14 protein-coding genes are annotated in these 15,554 nt (G+C 29.3%); 11 read left to right on the top strand and 3 right to left on the bottom strand.

Translation table 11 applies throughout. The annotated features are described in order from the left end of the window. Positions 1-45: 45 nt before the first annotated feature. Genes rlmN through AQ1685_RS17505 form a run of 3 tightly spaced genes read left to right on the top strand, consistent with a single transcriptional unit; the run spans position 46 to position 4,222 of the window. Positions 46-1,086, top strand: coding sequence for a 23S rRNA (adenine(2503)-C(2))-methyltransferase RlmN (gene rlmN, locus AQ1685_RS17515; RefSeq protein WP_095074277.1), 1,041 nt, complete (start codon positions 46-48; stop codon positions 1,084-1,086). Next, positions 1,086-1,832: a hypothetical protein gene (locus AQ1685_RS17510; protein WP_095074275.1), complete on the top strand. Its 747-nt coding sequence runs from the start codon at positions 1,086-1,088 to the stop codon at positions 1,830-1,832. The genes rlmN and AQ1685_RS17510 overlap by 1 nt, the downstream gene beginning before the upstream one ends. Before the next feature lie 35 nt (positions 1,833-1,867). Beyond that, complete coding sequence (locus AQ1685_RS17505) at positions 1,868-4,222, top strand: hypothetical protein (protein ID WP_095074274.1); 2,355 nt, start codon at positions 1,868-1,870, stop codon at positions 4,220-4,222. Here the strand turns inward: AQ1685_RS17505 and AQ1685_RS17500 are convergent. After that, positions 4,219-4,731 (bottom strand): hypothetical protein, encoded by a 513-nt coding sequence (locus tag AQ1685_RS17500; RefSeq protein ID WP_095074273.1) that lies wholly within the window; start codon positions 4,729-4,731, stop codon positions 4,219-4,221. The two genes, AQ1685_RS17505 and AQ1685_RS17500, sit on opposite strands and share 4 nt — an antisense overlap. 73 nt (positions 4,732-4,804) lie before the next feature. On the opposite strand from AQ1685_RS17500, the gene AQ1685_RS17495 reads away from it, so the two are divergent. The 4 genes from AQ1685_RS17495 (at position 4,805) to AQ1685_RS17480 (ending at position 9,009) form a co-directional block, all read left to right on the top strand. Next, positions 4,805-5,782, top strand: coding sequence for a polyprenyl synthetase family protein (locus AQ1685_RS17495; protein WP_095074271.1), 978 nt, complete (start codon positions 4,805-4,807; stop codon positions 5,780-5,782). A gap of 112 nt (positions 5,783-5,894) precedes the next feature. Further along, positions 5,895-6,311 (top strand): HYC_CC_PP family protein, encoded by a 417-nt coding sequence (locus AQ1685_RS17490; protein WP_095074270.1) that lies wholly within the window; start codon positions 5,895-5,897, stop codon positions 6,309-6,311. A 153-nt stretch (positions 6,312-6,464) separates the two neighbouring features. Further along, positions 6,465-8,627 (top strand): TonB-dependent receptor, encoded by a 2,163-nt coding sequence (locus AQ1685_RS17485; RefSeq protein WP_095075107.1) that lies wholly within the window; start codon positions 6,465-6,467, stop codon positions 8,625-8,627. A gap of 13 nt (positions 8,628-8,640) precedes the next feature. Beyond that, the gene (locus tag AQ1685_RS17480; protein WP_095074268.1) at positions 8,641-9,009 is read left to right on the top strand and encodes a heavy-metal-associated domain-containing protein; all 369 of its coding nucleotides are present in this window, start codon (positions 8,641-8,643) and stop codon (positions 9,007-9,009) included. Between the two features lie 16 nt (positions 9,010-9,025). Here the strand turns inward: AQ1685_RS17480 and AQ1685_RS17475 are convergent, their stop codons facing one another. Then, positions 9,026-9,760 (bottom strand): hypothetical protein, encoded by a 735-nt coding sequence (locus AQ1685_RS17475; protein WP_095074266.1) that lies wholly within the window; start codon positions 9,758-9,760, stop codon positions 9,026-9,028. A gap of 199 nt (positions 9,761-9,959) precedes the next feature. Here AQ1685_RS17475 and AQ1685_RS17470 point away from each other — a divergent pair, with 199 nt between their 5' ends. Both AQ1685_RS17470 and AQ1685_RS17465 read left to right on the top strand, forming a co-directional pair. Continuing rightward, a complete protein-coding gene (locus tag AQ1685_RS17470) occupies positions 9,960-11,282 on the top strand; it encodes a sensor histidine kinase (protein WP_095074265.1) in 1,323 nt (440 codons plus the stop codon). A gap of 13 nt (positions 11,283-11,295) precedes the next feature. Further along, complete coding sequence (locus AQ1685_RS17465) at positions 11,296-11,700, top strand: response regulator (RefSeq protein WP_095074263.1); 405 nt, start codon at positions 11,296-11,298, stop codon at positions 11,698-11,700. A gap of 53 nt (positions 11,701-11,753) precedes the next feature. Here AQ1685_RS17465 and AQ1685_RS17460 read toward each other — a convergent pair whose 3' ends face one another. After that, the gene (locus tag AQ1685_RS17460; protein WP_197697486.1) at positions 11,754-12,320 is read right to left on the bottom strand and encodes a Crp/Fnr family transcriptional regulator; all 567 of its coding nucleotides are present in this window, start codon (positions 12,318-12,320) and stop codon (positions 11,754-11,756) included. A gap of 280 nt (positions 12,321-12,600) precedes the next feature. On the opposite strand from AQ1685_RS17460, the gene AQ1685_RS17455 reads away from it, so the two are divergent. Further along, positions 12,601-14,658 (top strand): coiled-coil domain-containing protein, encoded by a 2,058-nt coding sequence (locus AQ1685_RS17455; protein ID WP_095074261.1) that lies wholly within the window; start codon positions 12,601-12,603, stop codon positions 14,656-14,658. Between the two features lie 83 nt (positions 14,659-14,741). Next, positions 14,742-15,524, top strand: a complete 783-nt coding sequence (locus AQ1685_RS17450) for a BT1926 family outer membrane beta-barrel protein (RefSeq protein ID WP_095074260.1) — start codon at positions 14,742-14,744, stop codon at positions 15,522-15,524. Positions 15,525-15,554: the final 30 nt, after the last annotated feature.

The following is a 15,554-nucleotide window of genomic DNA, read 5'->3' as shown; positions in this document are numbered from 1 at the left end:
TTCTAAAGATTTTGGCTTTAGAATCAATACTGTATTTTTGCAGTGATGAAATCACAGAAAAAAGACATTAGGGCGCTTACGAAAGAACAACTTAGAGATTTCTTTGTTGCAAATGGAGATAAAGCTTTTAGAGGAAATCAAGTATACGAATGGTTGTGGAATAAAGCTGCACATACTTTCGATGATATGACCAACCTTTCTAAAGCTACACGAGAAATGTTAGATACAAATTTCGTGATTAATCATATCGAAGTCGATACTATGCAGCGTAGTAACGATGGTACCATTAAAAACGCTATTAAACTTCACGATGGTTTAATTGTAGAATCGGTTTTAATTCCAACAGAAAAAAGAACCACAGCTTGTGTTTCTAGTCAGGTTGGTTGTAGTTTAGATTGTAAATTCTGTGCAACAGCTCGTTTAAAACGTATGCGTAATTTAAATGCAGATGAAATTTACGATCAGGTAGTAGCAATCGATCAGCAAAGTAGATTGTACCATAATCATAAATTAACAAATATTGTTTTTATGGGAATGGGAGAACCGCTGATGAATTACAATAACGTAATTAAAGCAATAGATAAAATTACATCTCCTGAAGGTTTAGGAATGTCTGCAAAACGTATTACTCTATCTACTTCTGGTGTGCCAAAAATGATTAAGAAAATGGCTGATGATGAAGTGAAATTTAATCTAGCAGTATCGTTACATTCAGCTATTGATGAAGTTCGTACGTCAATAATGCCATTCAACTCTACATTTCCATTAGAAGATTTAAGAGAAGCATTAGAATATTGGTACGAAAAAACGAATAGAAAAATAACATATGAGTATGTAGTTTGGCAAGGAATTAATGATAGAAAAGAAGATATTGATGCCTTAGTGAAATTCTGTAAATATGTGCCGGCAAAAGTAAATCTGATTGAATACAACCCAATTGACGATGGTGAATTTCAGCAAGCTTCTCAAAATGCATTAAACAATTATATTTCTAACTTAGAAATGCACGATATTGTAGTAAATGTTCGAAGATCTAGAGGTAAAGACATTGATGCTGCGTGCGGACAATTAGCTAATAAATCTTAATGAATCTTTCTAAAACCTTATTCGGGCAAACTGTTAAATCTATTGGTTGGCTAATTTTCATTATTTTTCTAGGATTATTTTTAGATAGTAAGTTTTTTGCTGAAAACTATTTTGAACACGGACAATGGTTGAATAATATATTAGTCATTTTCGTCTATATTTATTTTTTTGTTAAAGGAACATCTAGAGTTAGAGAACAATTAATTTACGCTTTAATTATAGGAATAATTGGGGAATATCTTTTTTCTTTAGTTTTAGGAATGTATGCTTATAGATTACACAATATTCCTCATTATGTACCTTTTGGTCATGCTGTAATCTTTTTAGGAATTTATTTCTTCTCAAGAAAACCGAAAGTAAAATCATACAGAAAACAAATAGAGATATTTATATCAATTTGTATCGTGATTTATGCTGTGTTATTTCTAATTTTTAGAAAAGATATTTTTGGTTTTATACTTACAATTTTAGTTTTTTATTCTTTACGTAAATATCCAAAAGAGCGTTTGTTTTATTTGAGTATGTACTTCATCGTAGCAGTAGTTGAAATTGTAGGAACATCTTTAGATTGCTGGGTTTGGCCAAGTATAGCATACGGTAAGTTTGAATTTTTACCAAGTGCAAATCCTCCTTCAGGAATTTGCTTTTTCTACTATGGATTAGATCGTGGCACACTTTCAATATATAAGAGAAAAAATAAAGGAGTTTGGAGTAGATTCAAAGCTATTCGAAGTTTAACTAAATAAATATTTGTACTTTTAATAGATTTTAAAAATCTATTATGAAAAGTAAAAGCGTATTTTTTCTGCTGTTATTCAGCGTGATAACCCTAAGTGCACAAACTAAAATTATTGATAGTTCTTATGTGAAGTACTTTCAATACGAAAGAGAAATTCCCTATTTACATTTAAATAAAACCAGTTTTGCTAAAGGAGAAGAAATTTGGTTTAAAGCCTATATTTTAAATACCAACACGCAAAAATTACATTCACGTACAACTAATCTGCATTGCTCAATTTACGATGAAAAAGGAGTGTTTAAAAAAACAGCATTAGTTTACATAAGAGAAGGTGTTGGAAATGGTAGTTTTAAAGTAGACTCAACTTTTACTACTAAAAATTACTACATCAAGGCTTCTACTAACTACATGAAGAATTTTGAAGAAGACCAATCTTTTATTCAAAAAATAAAAATAATAGATCAAGTTTCTAATAAAAAAATAACAGAAACCAAAAAAGATAATTTTGACTTACAAGTTCTACCAGAAGGCGGACATCTGTTAGCTAATACCTTAAATACAATTGGAGTAATTCTAAAAGATAAGAAAGGAATAGCTGTTGGATTTCAAAAAGGTCAAGTAGTAGAAGGTAATGGAAAAGTCATAAAAGAATTTGAGTTAAATAAATTTGGAATGAGTAAAGTTCAAGTCTTTGTTGAACCTAGCAAAAAGTATGCTATTCAAATATTGCCAAATTCAAATGAAAAAATAGAAACTTTTTTTCCTGAAAAAGAGTTGGAAGGCGTAGCACTAACTTTTGAAAATATTAGCAGTAATATGACAAAAATCACTGTTAAAACGAATAAAGAAACCATAACATCACTTTTAGGAAAAAAATATTATGTGCTAATACACAATACTAACTCATTTTTGAAAAGAGAAATTGAGTTTAAAAAAGATTTACTAACCTACACATTATTTTTAAATAAAAAGTTATTTAAACCAGGAACGAATATTTTAACTCTATTTTCAGATGAAGATAAACCCATAGCAGAACGAGTTTTCTTTAATTATCAAAAATCGTTGTTTGATACAGTAGATATTAACCTTGAAGAGAAAAATGATAGTCTATTTTTTTCTGTGGGCAAACAAAATAATAAGGCAGAATATAGGTTAAGTGCTTCTATTTTACCTGAAAAAACGAAATCATACAATCCATCTCATTCGATTTATTCTAAATTTTTAATAGCTCCATTTATTAAGGGAGATTTTAGTGGTGCGAGTTATTTTTTTCAAGGTATAAATAGAAAAAAATTATGGGAATTAGATTTGTTGTTCTTAACACAAGGATGGTCTAAATACAATTGGTATAATATATTTAAAAATCCTCCAATTGAACGTTTTCCTTTTGAAGCAGGAATAAAAGTTAAAGGAAGTTTGAATATTGCCAAAGCTCAAGATTCTACAGATGTATTTATCCGAAGTGATGTCAATAAATTATTTGTCAATGTAAAGGCAAAGGATAATAAATTTGAGTTTAAAAATCTGAAATTAAGAAACGGATCTCCAATTTTTATCTCATATGCAAACGAAAAAGGAGAGTTAACATCACCAAATTTGTATGTGAAGTCGTATCCTAATATCAATAAAGAGGATATTAAAATACCAGTAAAAAGTAGTTTAAAATTTAATAATACTGAGGAAAAAGAAGTCAAAGTATTTTTAACAGAAACTGAAGAAGTACTAAAGGAAGTAGAAGTAAGAGGGAAAATAAAATTCGATCATAAACCATTAATAGGAGGTAAATTAAAAGGGTATAAAGTAAGCGAAGATTATTCTGAACATTACGATTTATTAAGTTTTCTTAGATATGCAGGTTTAGAAGTACGTTCTAACATCAATAGTCTACAAATTAGAAGAAACAGAGAAAGAGCATTTAATTTTAGTCCAGTACAAACCGAGATACTTTTTTCAAAAACCAGAATCTTCCTAGACAATCAGGAAATTACTAGAGATACTCCTCGATTATTAAATTTAAGATTTTCTAGATTGGGAGAGTATGAAGAAATATACATTACAGATATTTTTGATTTGCAGATTTTCTTGTACACAAAAGATCAGGCTGAATTCATAGATAATTCAAATACTTTTTACAAGTATAAAATTCCTCTAGGTTTTCACGTTCAAAAAGAATATTACAAACCAAAATATACAGCTACAAACAGCGATACATTTAAAAAATATGGAGCAATTCATTGGGAACCTAATATCGCCTTAGATACAATTAAAAAAGAATATACTTTTGCTTTTCCTCATTTAAATCAAAAAGATATTCGTGTTTATATAGAAGGAATATCTAAAGAGGGTAAATTAATTTCGTTAGAAAAAGTAATTAATATTAATCAAAAGAATAATTAGTCTTTTACTAAAATAGCTTTTTGAAACACACCAATTGGATATCCAAAGACTTCAGGTATTTCTTTAGATATTCCGCCTGTAGTTGTTTTATTCTCAAGGCGAGTAAATAAAATTTCAAATTCAAGTTGTTTGGTGTCAAAAGCTAATCGTGTACTTAAAAAATTTCCTTGAACTTCAAAAAAACTGTGCAAAACATTTTTATGGAATGAAGCAGGAAGAATAATTCCATTATTTTCATCGATATCATAAATTCCTTTTTCTTGATCTACTATTTTTAAAAAATAGTTTCTTGGAGATTTATCATAAACAATAACGTAATTAAAAACAGAATCCTTTTCAGTTTTAGTAAGATGAAATTCCATTGGTATCTTCTGGGTTCCTCTTTTAGAAGTAATTTCAAGAGTTCCTTTGTATTTCCCTAAAAAAGAATGAGGAAAGTTTTCAACTTTTTCTTGAGCAAATACAATCAGAGAAGATAAGAATATTAAAAAGCAAGTAATTTTTTTCATCAGTTAAACTTTACAATCAAATATAAGCATCTTAATTTATTTCTTTATTTTTGACATGTATAAGGGAGCCTTAATGAAACCTGTAGAGCAAATAAAAATTCCGATTGCAAAAGAGATGGAACTATTTGAATCTAAATTCAAAGATTCAATGTTGTCTAAAGTTCCGTTGTTAAACAGAATTACATACTATATCGTAAGACGAAAAGGAAAGCAAATGCGACCAATGTTTGTTTTTTTAGTCGCTAAAATGACTTCCAATGGAGGATTTGATGAAAGAACTTACCGAGGAGCATCTATAGTCGAACTTATTCATACAGCCACACTAGTTCACGATGATGTTGTAGATGATAGTAACATAAGAAGAGGTTTTTTTTCAATTAATGCACTTTGGAAGAATAAAATAGCAGTACTTGTAGGTGATTTCTTACTCTCTAAAGGATTATTATTGTCAATAGATAATGAAGATTTTGACCTTTTAAAACTGATTTCTATTGCTGTAAGAGAAATGAGTGAAGGAGAGTTATTACAAATAGAAAAAGCTAGAAAGTTAGATATTACTGAAGATATTTATTTTGAAATTATTCGCCAAAAAACAGCAACTCTTATTGCTGCGTGTTGCGGTATTGGAGCAGCATCTGTAGGGTGTAGTAATGAAGTTGTTCAACAAATGCGAAAATTTGGAGAATATATTGGAATAGCTTTTCAAATAAAAGACGATTTGTTTGATTATACAGATGAGAAGATAGGGAAACCAACAGGTATTGACATCAAAGAGCAAAAAATGACATTACCTTTAATCTATACTTTGAACAACTGTAGCGATAAGGATAGAAAATGGTTAATTAACTCAGTAAAAAATCACAATACAAATAAAAAAAGGGTTAAAGAAGTTATTTCTTTTGTGAAAGAAAATGGTGGAATCGAATACACCGTAAAAAAAATGCATAATTATAAAAATAGAGCATTAAAAATTCTTGAAAATTATCCTGATTCTGAGTACAAACAATCACTATTAATGATGATCGACTATGTGGTTGAGAGAAAGATTTAACAGATCAGTATAACAGTTAGTCGATAAAACTAAACCATTCATCTTAATTTAGTTACTGAAATGTTAATGTTATAACATTTTTGCCAGAAGTTTTTTATTTTTGTAAAACAAGGTGAAAATATGGTTTACTAAAATATCGTCAATTTTATTAGCACTATTAGTGTTATTTTCTACATTGTCTTTTACTGTAGAAAAGCATTATTGTGGCGATTATTTGGTAAGTGTATCTTATTTTGGAAATGGAGAAGATTGTTCAGGTGAAGTAGGAGAAGAAGATTGTGATGATCCTGAAGTAATCAAGAAAAAGAATTGTTGTAAAGACGAAATAGAACAAGTTCAAGGTCAAGATGATCTTAAAAATACTGCAGAGAAGTTTGATATTCAAAAGCAACAATTTGTAGTTGCATTTCTTTCTTCTTATTATAATTTGTTTGTAGAGAGTTGCAAACAAACAAACACTAATGAGTTTTACTCACCACCAAATCTAGATCTAGATTTGCAGGTTTTACACGAAGTATACATCATATGATTTACACATCTTTTTTAGTGACTTAATGTCGATGATTAAAAAGAAGTTGTACACATAAATCATATATAAACCATGAATTTTAAGATGTTGGTTTGTGTGCTTATTTTAATAAGCTCGCAAACGTATGCACAACAAACATTTAAAGGTATGATTATGGATAAAAATAATCCAAAAGATAACCTTGGAGTGTTTGGAGCCAATGTACATTGGTTAAATACAAAAATAGGAACAACCACAAACGAAAAAGGTTGGTTCGAAATACCTTATAAAAAAGAATATAAAAAGTTAGTTGTAAGTTTTGTAGGATACAAAACAGATACGATAGAAGTTAATAGTTTAAAACCGATTCATCATTTTTTAACAGAACAAGCAATATTAGATGAAGTGTCTGTTTCTGTAAAAAAGCAGGCAACTTCAAAATCGTTTTTACAAACAGAAAATGTTTTTACTGTAAATAGCGAAGAGTTACTAAAAGCTGCTTGTTGTAATTTGGCGGAGAGTTTTGAAACAAATCCTTCTATTGATGTTAATTTTTCAGATGCATTAACAGGAACTCGACAAATTAGAATGTTAGGATTAAACAGTCCTTACTTATTAATTGCTCAAGAAAATATTCCTATGGTAAGAGGTGCTTCTCAAGTGTACGGATTAACGTTTACTCCAGGAACTTGGGTAGAAAGCATTCAAATAACCAAAGGAGCAGGAAGTGTAGTTAATGGTTTTGAAAGTATTTCTGGTCAAATTAATGCCGAATTAGTGAAGCCGTTAACAGATAAGAAAATATTTGTAAATGCTTATGGAAATAGAAACGGACGATTAGAATTAAATACGCATTTCAATACAGAAATTAGTAAGAAGTGGAGTACGGGTTTGTATGTACATGGGAATTTAAGAACTGAAAAGTTTGATAATAATAATGATAACTTTTTAGATGCACCATTAGCAGAACAGATCAATGTTATGAATCGTTGGCAGTTTGTTGATAACGAAACAGGTTGGGTGAGTTTTTTAAATTTTAGATATTTAAATGATAGAAAACAAACAGGGGAATTAAATTTTGATTCTGATGTTGATAAGAAAACTACAAATGCTTGGGGAAGTGAGATTAAAACATCACGTTTCGATTTTTCAGGAAAATTAGGTTATGTTTTCCCTGAACTTCCATTTCAAAGTATGGGACTACAATTAGCCTATAGTAATCACGATCAAGAATCGTATTTCGGTTTAAGAGATTATAATATTCAGCACCAAAGCGTGTACTCAAATTTTATATTTAATTCTATAATCGGAGACACAAGAAATAAGTTTAAAACAGGTTTAAGCTTTACTTACGATGATTATGAAGAATTAGTAGAGACAACAAACTTTAATAGAGATGAAAATTCTGTAGGTGCTTTTTTCGAATATGCTTACGATAATAGTGAGAATTTTAGTTTAACAGCTGGTTTAAGAATAGATTTTCATAATTTATTAGGAACATTTTTAACGCCTCGTTTGCATTTACGTTATGTTCCTTGGAGGAAAGGAGTTTTAAGAGCTTCTGTGGGTAGAGGAAAAAGAAGTCCAAATATTTTCGCTGAAAATCAACAGTTATTTGCTTCCTCACGTCAAATTAATATCAATAGTACAGGAGGAAATATTTATGGATTGAATCCAGAAGTTGCATGGAATTACGGAGTTTCTTTTTTACAAGGTTTCAAGTTGTTTGGAAAAAAAGGAGATATCACATTCGATTACTATATGACAGATTTTGAAAATCAAGCAGTAGTAGATTGGGAAAATCCAAGAGCTATTTCGTTCTATAATTTAGATGGAAAAAGTATTGCTAATAGTTTTCAAGTAGAAGTAAACTACGAGCCGTTTTCTAGATTCAATATTAGAACAGCATATAAGTTTTTTGATGTTTCTACAGATTATGTTTCTGGAAATTTAGCAAAGCCTTTACAGCCTAGAAATAGATTTTTCACCAATGTTTCATACAATACAAATAAGAAAATTAATGAATCACAATGGAAGTTTGATGTAACCTATAATTTTATTGGCAAACAAAGATTACCAAACACAACTTCCAATCCAATTCAAGATCAGTTACCTAATTACGCCGACGGTTTTAACTTATTAAATACACAAATTACTAAGGTGTTTTCTAAGAAATTTGAAGTGTATATAGGAGGAGAAAATTTAACTAATGTTCAACAAGAAAATCCAATTTTGGGAAGTGAGAGTCCGTTTGGAGCAAGTTTTGATAGTACTATAGTATATGCTCCAATATTTGGAAGCGCTTTTTATGCAGGATTCAGATTTAAAATCGATTAAAAATTAAAATATCATGAAGAAAATTATCACATTATTATGTCTAATATTCATTACAGTAAGTAGTTTTGGGCAACAAAAAAAGAAAAGAAACGCAAAGTTAGCTTTTAAAGTAGATGGTGTATGTATGGAATGTAAAGTTCGTATTGAGAAAGCAGCACTAAATACCAAAGGAGTAAAGTATGCAAATTGGAATTTAGAAACACATCAACTAATGGTTATTATAGATGAACGAAAAACAGATAAAAAAATAGTTTGTCAAAATGTAGCTAAAGTAGGTCATGATACTAAAGAGATTAAAGCAACTCAAGAAGATTATGAAAAATTAGATGCTTGTTGTCGATATCGAGACGAAGAAGTTGTAAAGAATCATAAGAAAAATTAGAATAAAAACTCAGGAATTACTCCTGAGTTTTTTGTTTTTCAATGAGCTTCTTGAAAATTAAAACATGTAAGAAAATAATAGTAGCTGGAGCAAAAGCAGGAATCCAACTAAACGGAAATGTACCAAATTCTATTACACCAGCTTTATCATTTACTATTGCATATTTAGTTACAGATATCGCTGTAATTAAAACAGAAATTATATCTAGAAGACCAATAATATTCCAGATCCAAACTAGTATTTTGGAAAAGTTATATTTTCGTTTAAGTGCATAAATTACAGGAAAAACTAAAATAGCAGTAAGCATATCACCAGTTCCACCAATAATAGAGAAAAAATCAGGTAAAGCTCCATAATAATTCACCAAGAAAAAGAAAATACCTACAAATCTAAATACATGAATGTAAATTAATTGTTCAAGTTGTATATGCTGTATAATAGTTTTAAACCAGTTTTTTCGTGGAAGGTATAAAAGGTAAAAAAGAAACAGAGGAACGACTGTTATAATAATTATTCTGGGAGGTAAAGTATTCACAGAAAAAACACCCAACAGAGAAATAATACCCACAGCAGTGAAATATAACCAATAGAAATAGAGAATATTTTTTTTAATATTTTGACCATTAGAAACTCCTGATGTATTGTATGCATATTGAGCCGCTTTAGCTATTAAAAAAGGAGGAATAAAGAAAAAGGTAACTGCGAATAAAATAGATAACCAATTGGGAACTGAAGTGATAGATAAATCCATAATAACTTATTTTTTCACAAAGTAAGTTGTGTTAATTCAAAGAAGAATTGCCTTATGACAACTTCTGAAATAAATTAGAATACTCCAGTACATTAATAACTTTTCCTTAAAGAATTACAAGCATATCTAAATTAAAGAAGAGCATTAATTAATTTATAGAACCTGTTTTTGTAAAGTGATTTTTGTAACTTAATGCGCTATGAATAAAAGGTATATACTTGGTATATGTATTACAGTATTGGTCTTAGGAATTAATCAATATTTTATACAATACTGGTTAAAACAAAAAAAGACAGATGCAAACACCATTAATGTAGCTGGTAAACAACGTATGTTAAGTCAAAGAATTGCTGTTGAATTTCATAGGATTGGTTCTGAAGCTAAGTCCAAAGAAGATTTGAAAAGTCTGCTTACCCAATGGGAAAGTGCTCATGAACTATTAAAATCTCGAGTTGATAATATTGATAAAACATCAAAAGAAGAAGCAAGTCTAAGTGATAAACTCAAAGCAGTAGAACTATATATAAACTTCATTAAAGAACAGGTAAAACATACAGGAAACTCAGAAATACCTCTTAAAGCAATTATACAAAATCAGAATAAATTCCTTTTGGAAATGGATGCAATTGTAGAGATTCTTGAAAAGAATTCTGATTCAAAATTAAGTTTTATAGTAAGAATAGAGTACTTACTTTTCTTATTGGCATTATTAGTTCTTATTCTAGAAGTATTTTTTATTTATAGGCCAATAGAGAAAGAATTGAAAAAATCAGGTCTAATTTTGAAAGATAAAAATGAGAAATTGAATCATGCATTAGAAAAGATACAAGAAAAAAATAAAGAGTTAAATGAAATTACATATATAGCTTCCCACGATCTTCAAGAACCTTTGAGAACAGTATCAACAATGGTTGATATGTTTGATAATAGATATAATGATAGCTTTGATGAACAAGGAAAAACCATGTTAGGTTTTATAAACGCTGCAACAAGTAGAATGAGAAACCTAGTAAAAGATTTATTAGAATATTCAGTATTAGGACAAAATAAAAAAATAACTAAAGTAGATTGTAATGAGGTTTTAATGAATGTAAAACAAGATTTAAGTACGATGATTTCCAAAAACAATGCGATTATAGAATGGAATACTTTACCCATTATAACTGCATATAAATCTGAATTAAGATTATTGTTTCAAAATTTGATTTCAAATGCAATAAAGTTTCAAGATCCAGAAAATCAACCCAAAATAAAAATATCTTCAGAAGATATACAACAGTATTGGAAATTTAAGGTAAGTGATAATGGAATTGGGATAAAAGAAGAATATAAAGAAAAAATTTTTTCAATATTCAAAAGAATACACAGTAAAGAGGCTTACGAAGGAACAGGAATAGGATTATCTCATTGCAAAAAAATAGTAGAAATGCATGACGGAAAACTATGGGTAGACTCAAAAGAGGGAGAAGGAAGTGACTTTTATTTTACTATTAAAAAAGAAATAGTTAAATTCAACGTATAATAAACAACATATAATGGGCACCAAAATCAATACTGTTCTACTTGTTGATGATGATAAGGCTACGAATTTTATACATGAACTAATTATAAAGGATAATAATTATTGTGATAAAATCGTCACTAAATATGATGGAGAGGAAGCAATTGAATTTTTAGAAACTGCAGACGCAAGCGATATTCCAGATATTGTTTTCTTAGATATCAATATGCCTAAGGTTGATGGTTGGGAGTTTTTAAAGAAATATGAAGATTTACCAGAACATAAAAGAGCACAAATTGTAGTGGTGATGCTAACCACTTCTTTGAATATTATTGATAAAGAAAGAGCAATTTCTAACGATTTTATTTCTGAATTTAGAAACAAACCACTGACAAAAGAAATGCTAGAAGATTTAAAAGAAAAATATTTTAAGAACTAAATGGAGTTACTTCTGTAAGTAATTACAAGTTTTAATGATCTTAAATATAATATTTAGGAGATGTTTTTTCGAATTCTACTCAGTGAATATTTAGTGATACCCAAATAAGAAGCTATTATTTTTAAAGGGATGTTTTGAATTATTTCGGGATGGTTTTTTAGTAAGTTCTCATAACGTTCTTGTGCTGTATGTTTGTGAAATGAGATCATATGTTTATGCATTTTCACATAATTCAAAGTTAATAACATTCTTCCCCACTCTCTAAATTCCGGAATATTATGAAAACAGTATTGAACGTTTTCTAAATTAATACTCCATGCTTTGCAATCTAGTAAAACTTCATAGTTTTCTTCACTTGGTTTTTGTTTAAAAAAAGACAAATAATCATTTAAAAAATCAGGTGCACTGTAAAAGCGTGTTGTAACTTCTTCTCCATTTAAATCTATAATATAACATCTAATTATTCCAGATTCTAAAAAGTAAGATTTCTTACTTGTTTTACCTTCTCTTATAATTAAATCTCCTTTATTCAAAGTTTCCATTTCAAAAAAACTAGCAATTTTTGCTGCTTTTTCGTCTTGCATCGGAGTTAATTTTTTCAAATATTCTTCAAGTATCAAGGTCTGTTGTTTTATTGTAGATGAAAAAAATCACCTTTTAAGAGTTAAAATTTGAATCTTCTTAGTACGATTTAAGGCATAATAAATAAAAATAAAAAAACAAATATAGATTCAGACTACTACGAATAGTATTTTTTTTAGAGCGGTTATAGATTAACGATAGTCTACAGTCTGTTCTCATCTTAGGTTTGCACTCGAAAATGAAAAGTAAATGAAAAATTGTTTAAGAAAAGATATGATTCTTCATTTACAATAAATCTAAAAACTTAAATAACTAGAAATGAAAAATTTTAGAAAATTAGCTTTAGGAGGGCTAGTATTAGCTTCCATTGGTTTTACATCGTGTGTAGATGATGAAATCTCAGAAGAAGTAAAAGTAATTTACCAAAATCAAGCTGCATTTTTAGCGGCGCAAACGAGCTTAATTCAAGCAGAAGCAGATTTAGAAGCTGCAAAAGTAGCTCACCAATTATTGTTAAATGAAGCACAAGAAGCACAAAATGCTTTAGCTATTTTGAATGCAGAAAATGCATTAGAATTGGCTAAAGAAGAACATTTAAAAGCATTATTACAATTAAAACTAGAAGTTCAAGCTACAAAATCTCAAGAAGCTGAAAAATACTTAGGAAAGTATTTAGTTGAAATGGGTACTGTAATTTCATTAGAGTCAGATTTAGAAGGACAAAAACGTGATTTAGCTGCGTTAAAAGCTACTGTTATTGACGGTGTTTTTGATAAAGACGAAGCAATCGAATTAAAAAATATTGATATAGCTGCTTTAGAGAATCAATTAACAAAAGATCAAGAGAAATTAGCTCAGTTAAAAGCAGTATTATCAGAGCCAACTTCTATTGGAGCTCAAGTGATTGCTATACAAAAACAAATCGATGACTTAAAGGCTGAGAATAAGGAAAGAAACGCGAGAATCACTGAAATTAGAACTACAGAATTAGCTGAATTTGGAGATAATGTTGCAGATTATCAACAAGCAAAATTAGATGTAGAAGCAGAAAAGAAAACAATTCAAACAAATGAAACTGCTTTAGAGAATGCAAATACAGATTTAAGTGATGCTCAAGACGAGTTAAATGATTTAACGGGTGGAGTTACAATCACATTCAATCAAGCAGTAATCAATAGAGCTAATGCAGAGAAGTTAAAAGATGAAAAAGAAGAAGCTTACAATGAAATAGCTACTTTAGCAGCAGATTATAGTGCTTTAATAAACGAAATAGCTACAGTTTCAGCTTCAATTACTCAGAATAAAGAAACGATTGAAACTATAGAAAATGATTTAGCTGTATTAGAGGCTGACTATAATGCTAAGAAAGCAATTTTTGATGCGAATCCTTCTGGAAAAACAGTGTCTGATGTAGGTCCAGATGATAAAGCAGGAAATCATAATGATAATTCTGCAGTTACTTACAGATTAGTATTAAATGCTAATTCAAATCCAATTTCTTACGGAAATCCAGCTTATTTTAGCGCTGCAGATCTTCCTCCAGGTGCAATTATAACTCCAACACCAACTAGTGGAAGATATTTTAATATCGAAGCAGATGATACTGTTGAAAGTAATGAAGTAGCTTTTAACAGAGCACAATCAGCATTTGTTAATGCACAAGTTGCATTAAGTAATGCAAAATCAGAATTATCTGAAAAAGAAGCTGAGTTAGTTGAGTTAAAAGAGAAGCAAGATACTTTTGATACGACAATTACAACTCAAGTAGAGAATGCAAAATCTGAAAGAGATGCAGCAGTTAAAGCTTTTGATTTAGCGAATGATGTTGTTATGCAATTAGAGTTAATTACAACTATTGAAAACAGTATTCTAGACCTTAGAAAGAATTTAGAAGAAGCTAAACAAAACTTAAAAACAGCAGAAAATGAATTAACTCGTTTAGCTGCATTAGTAGATGATACTAAACTGAATGAGTATACCGCTTTATTAGATACGATTGATGCTTTAGGTTTAGAAGTAAATTTAAACCAAAAAGTTATAGCTGACTTACAGGGTGATATCGCTTATTTTGAAGGTTTAGAATTAGAGTTAGAAGCAAGTGCTTATAGTGGTTCAGATTATGAAGAAAGAATGGAAAAGATAGAAGATGAAATTAAAGCACAGGAGACTGCAGTTTTAGAACTTCAAAAAGATATTGCTAAAGCTAAAAACGATTTAGAAGATATTAAGCAAGATAAAGTAAACTTAGAAGAAAAGAGAGTAGCTGATATTGCTGAGTTAGAAGCTTTAATCGAAAAAACAGAAGCTGAAATTGAGCAACGTAAAGAATTAGCAGAAAGTTTCAAAAAGTTAATGGAAGAAGCATTAGCGTCTTAAGATGTCTTTAAGACTTAATTAAAAGTACCCAAGAGTATTTCTTGGGTACTCTAAAAAACATTAATTTCTTAAAGAATTGTATTATGAAAAAAGTAGTTTTAATACTAGTTGTATCGCTGCTATGCTTACAATCAGTTATAGCTCAAAGTAAAAAAGACACTAATAATTATAAGCCAGTTAAAGGAAGCCTTACTGTTTCTTTATTGTTAGGTAGAGGAACGTATTTAGAATCTGGTTCAGCACAGAATTTAGGAGTAAACGAAGTAGACGGATTAGCTCCTTATTATAGAACTTTAGATAATAATAACAATAGTCTGGTAAATATGGTCGGGCTAGAAGGGAAGTATTTTATAAAAGATAAAATGGCATTAACACTAACAGGTGGTGTTACGTATAGAAATACTCCTGAACAAATAAATATTCCTGGCGTAGTAAATACAGATGGAGATGTTTTAGTTCCTGCATATAGTGCAGTTGTTGGAGAAGATGATATTGATATTCATGTCGCTCCAGGTATTCAATGGTATTTTGACTTAAAGAGGCCTAAATTATTACCTTATGTAGGGGTTTCTGTTCCATTTGATTATTCAAGAAGCTCAGTTTTTGATCCAACTATTAGTCAAGATCAAATTAATTATGGAATAAGACATGTAGAGCTATTTGGTGTAGGATTGCAAGGAATAGCAGGAATAGATTATTATTTAACAGATGATTTGTTTATAGGTTTTGATGCAAAACCTTTAACATTCAATTATTTGGTGAATAGTAAAAAACCAAGACCAGGAACTTTAGGGAGGAAAGCAGAAAACTATACTTTTTCTTTCTTTAGTAACTATGTATTCAAAATTGGTTTCAGATTAAATTAATTGTTTAGTTATTCATTTTGATGAATTAAA

This window comes from Tenacibaculum jejuense, from assembly GCF_900198195.1.
Lineage (GTDB): Bacteria > Bacteroidota > Bacteroidia > Flavobacteriales > Flavobacteriaceae > Polaribacter > Polaribacter jejuensis.
This window is presented reverse-complemented; position numbering and strand designations above follow the sequence as displayed.

Coding starts and splice junctions, on each gene's coding strand:
- rlmN (WP_095074277.1), top strand. CDS start 46: ATGAAATCACAGAAAAAAGACATTAGGGCGCTTACGAAAGAACAACTT.
- AQ1685_RS17510 (WP_095074275.1), top strand. CDS start 1,086: ATGAATCTTTCTAAAACCTTATTCGGGCAAACTGTTAAATCTATTGGT.
- AQ1685_RS17505 (WP_095074274.1), top strand. CDS start 1,868: ATGAAAAGTAAAAGCGTATTTTTTCTGCTGTTATTCAGCGTGATAACC.
- AQ1685_RS17500 (WP_095074273.1), bottom strand. CDS start 4,731: ATGAAAAAAATTACTTGCTTTTTAATATTCTTATCTTCTCTGATTGTA.
- AQ1685_RS17495 (WP_095074271.1), top strand. CDS start 4,805: ATGAAACCTGTAGAGCAAATAAAAATTCCGATTGCAAAAGAGATGGAA.
- AQ1685_RS17485 (WP_095075107.1), top strand. CDS start 6,465: ATGGATAAAAATAATCCAAAAGATAACCTTGGAGTGTTTGGAGCCAAT.
- AQ1685_RS17480 (WP_095074268.1), top strand. CDS start 8,641: ATGAAGAAAATTATCACATTATTATGTCTAATATTCATTACAGTAAGT.
- AQ1685_RS17475 (WP_095074266.1), bottom strand. CDS start 9,760: ATGGATTTATCTATCACTTCAGTTCCCAATTGGTTATCTATTTTATTC.
- AQ1685_RS17470 (WP_095074265.1), top strand. CDS start 9,960: ATGAATAAAAGGTATATACTTGGTATATGTATTACAGTATTGGTCTTA.
- AQ1685_RS17465 (WP_095074263.1), top strand. CDS start 11,296: ATGGGCACCAAAATCAATACTGTTCTACTTGTTGATGATGATAAGGCT.
- AQ1685_RS17455 (WP_095074261.1), top strand. CDS start 12,601: ATGAAAAATTTTAGAAAATTAGCTTTAGGAGGGCTAGTATTAGCTTCC.
- AQ1685_RS17450 (WP_095074260.1), top strand. CDS start 14,742: ATGAAAAAAGTAGTTTTAATACTAGTTGTATCGCTGCTATGCTTACAA.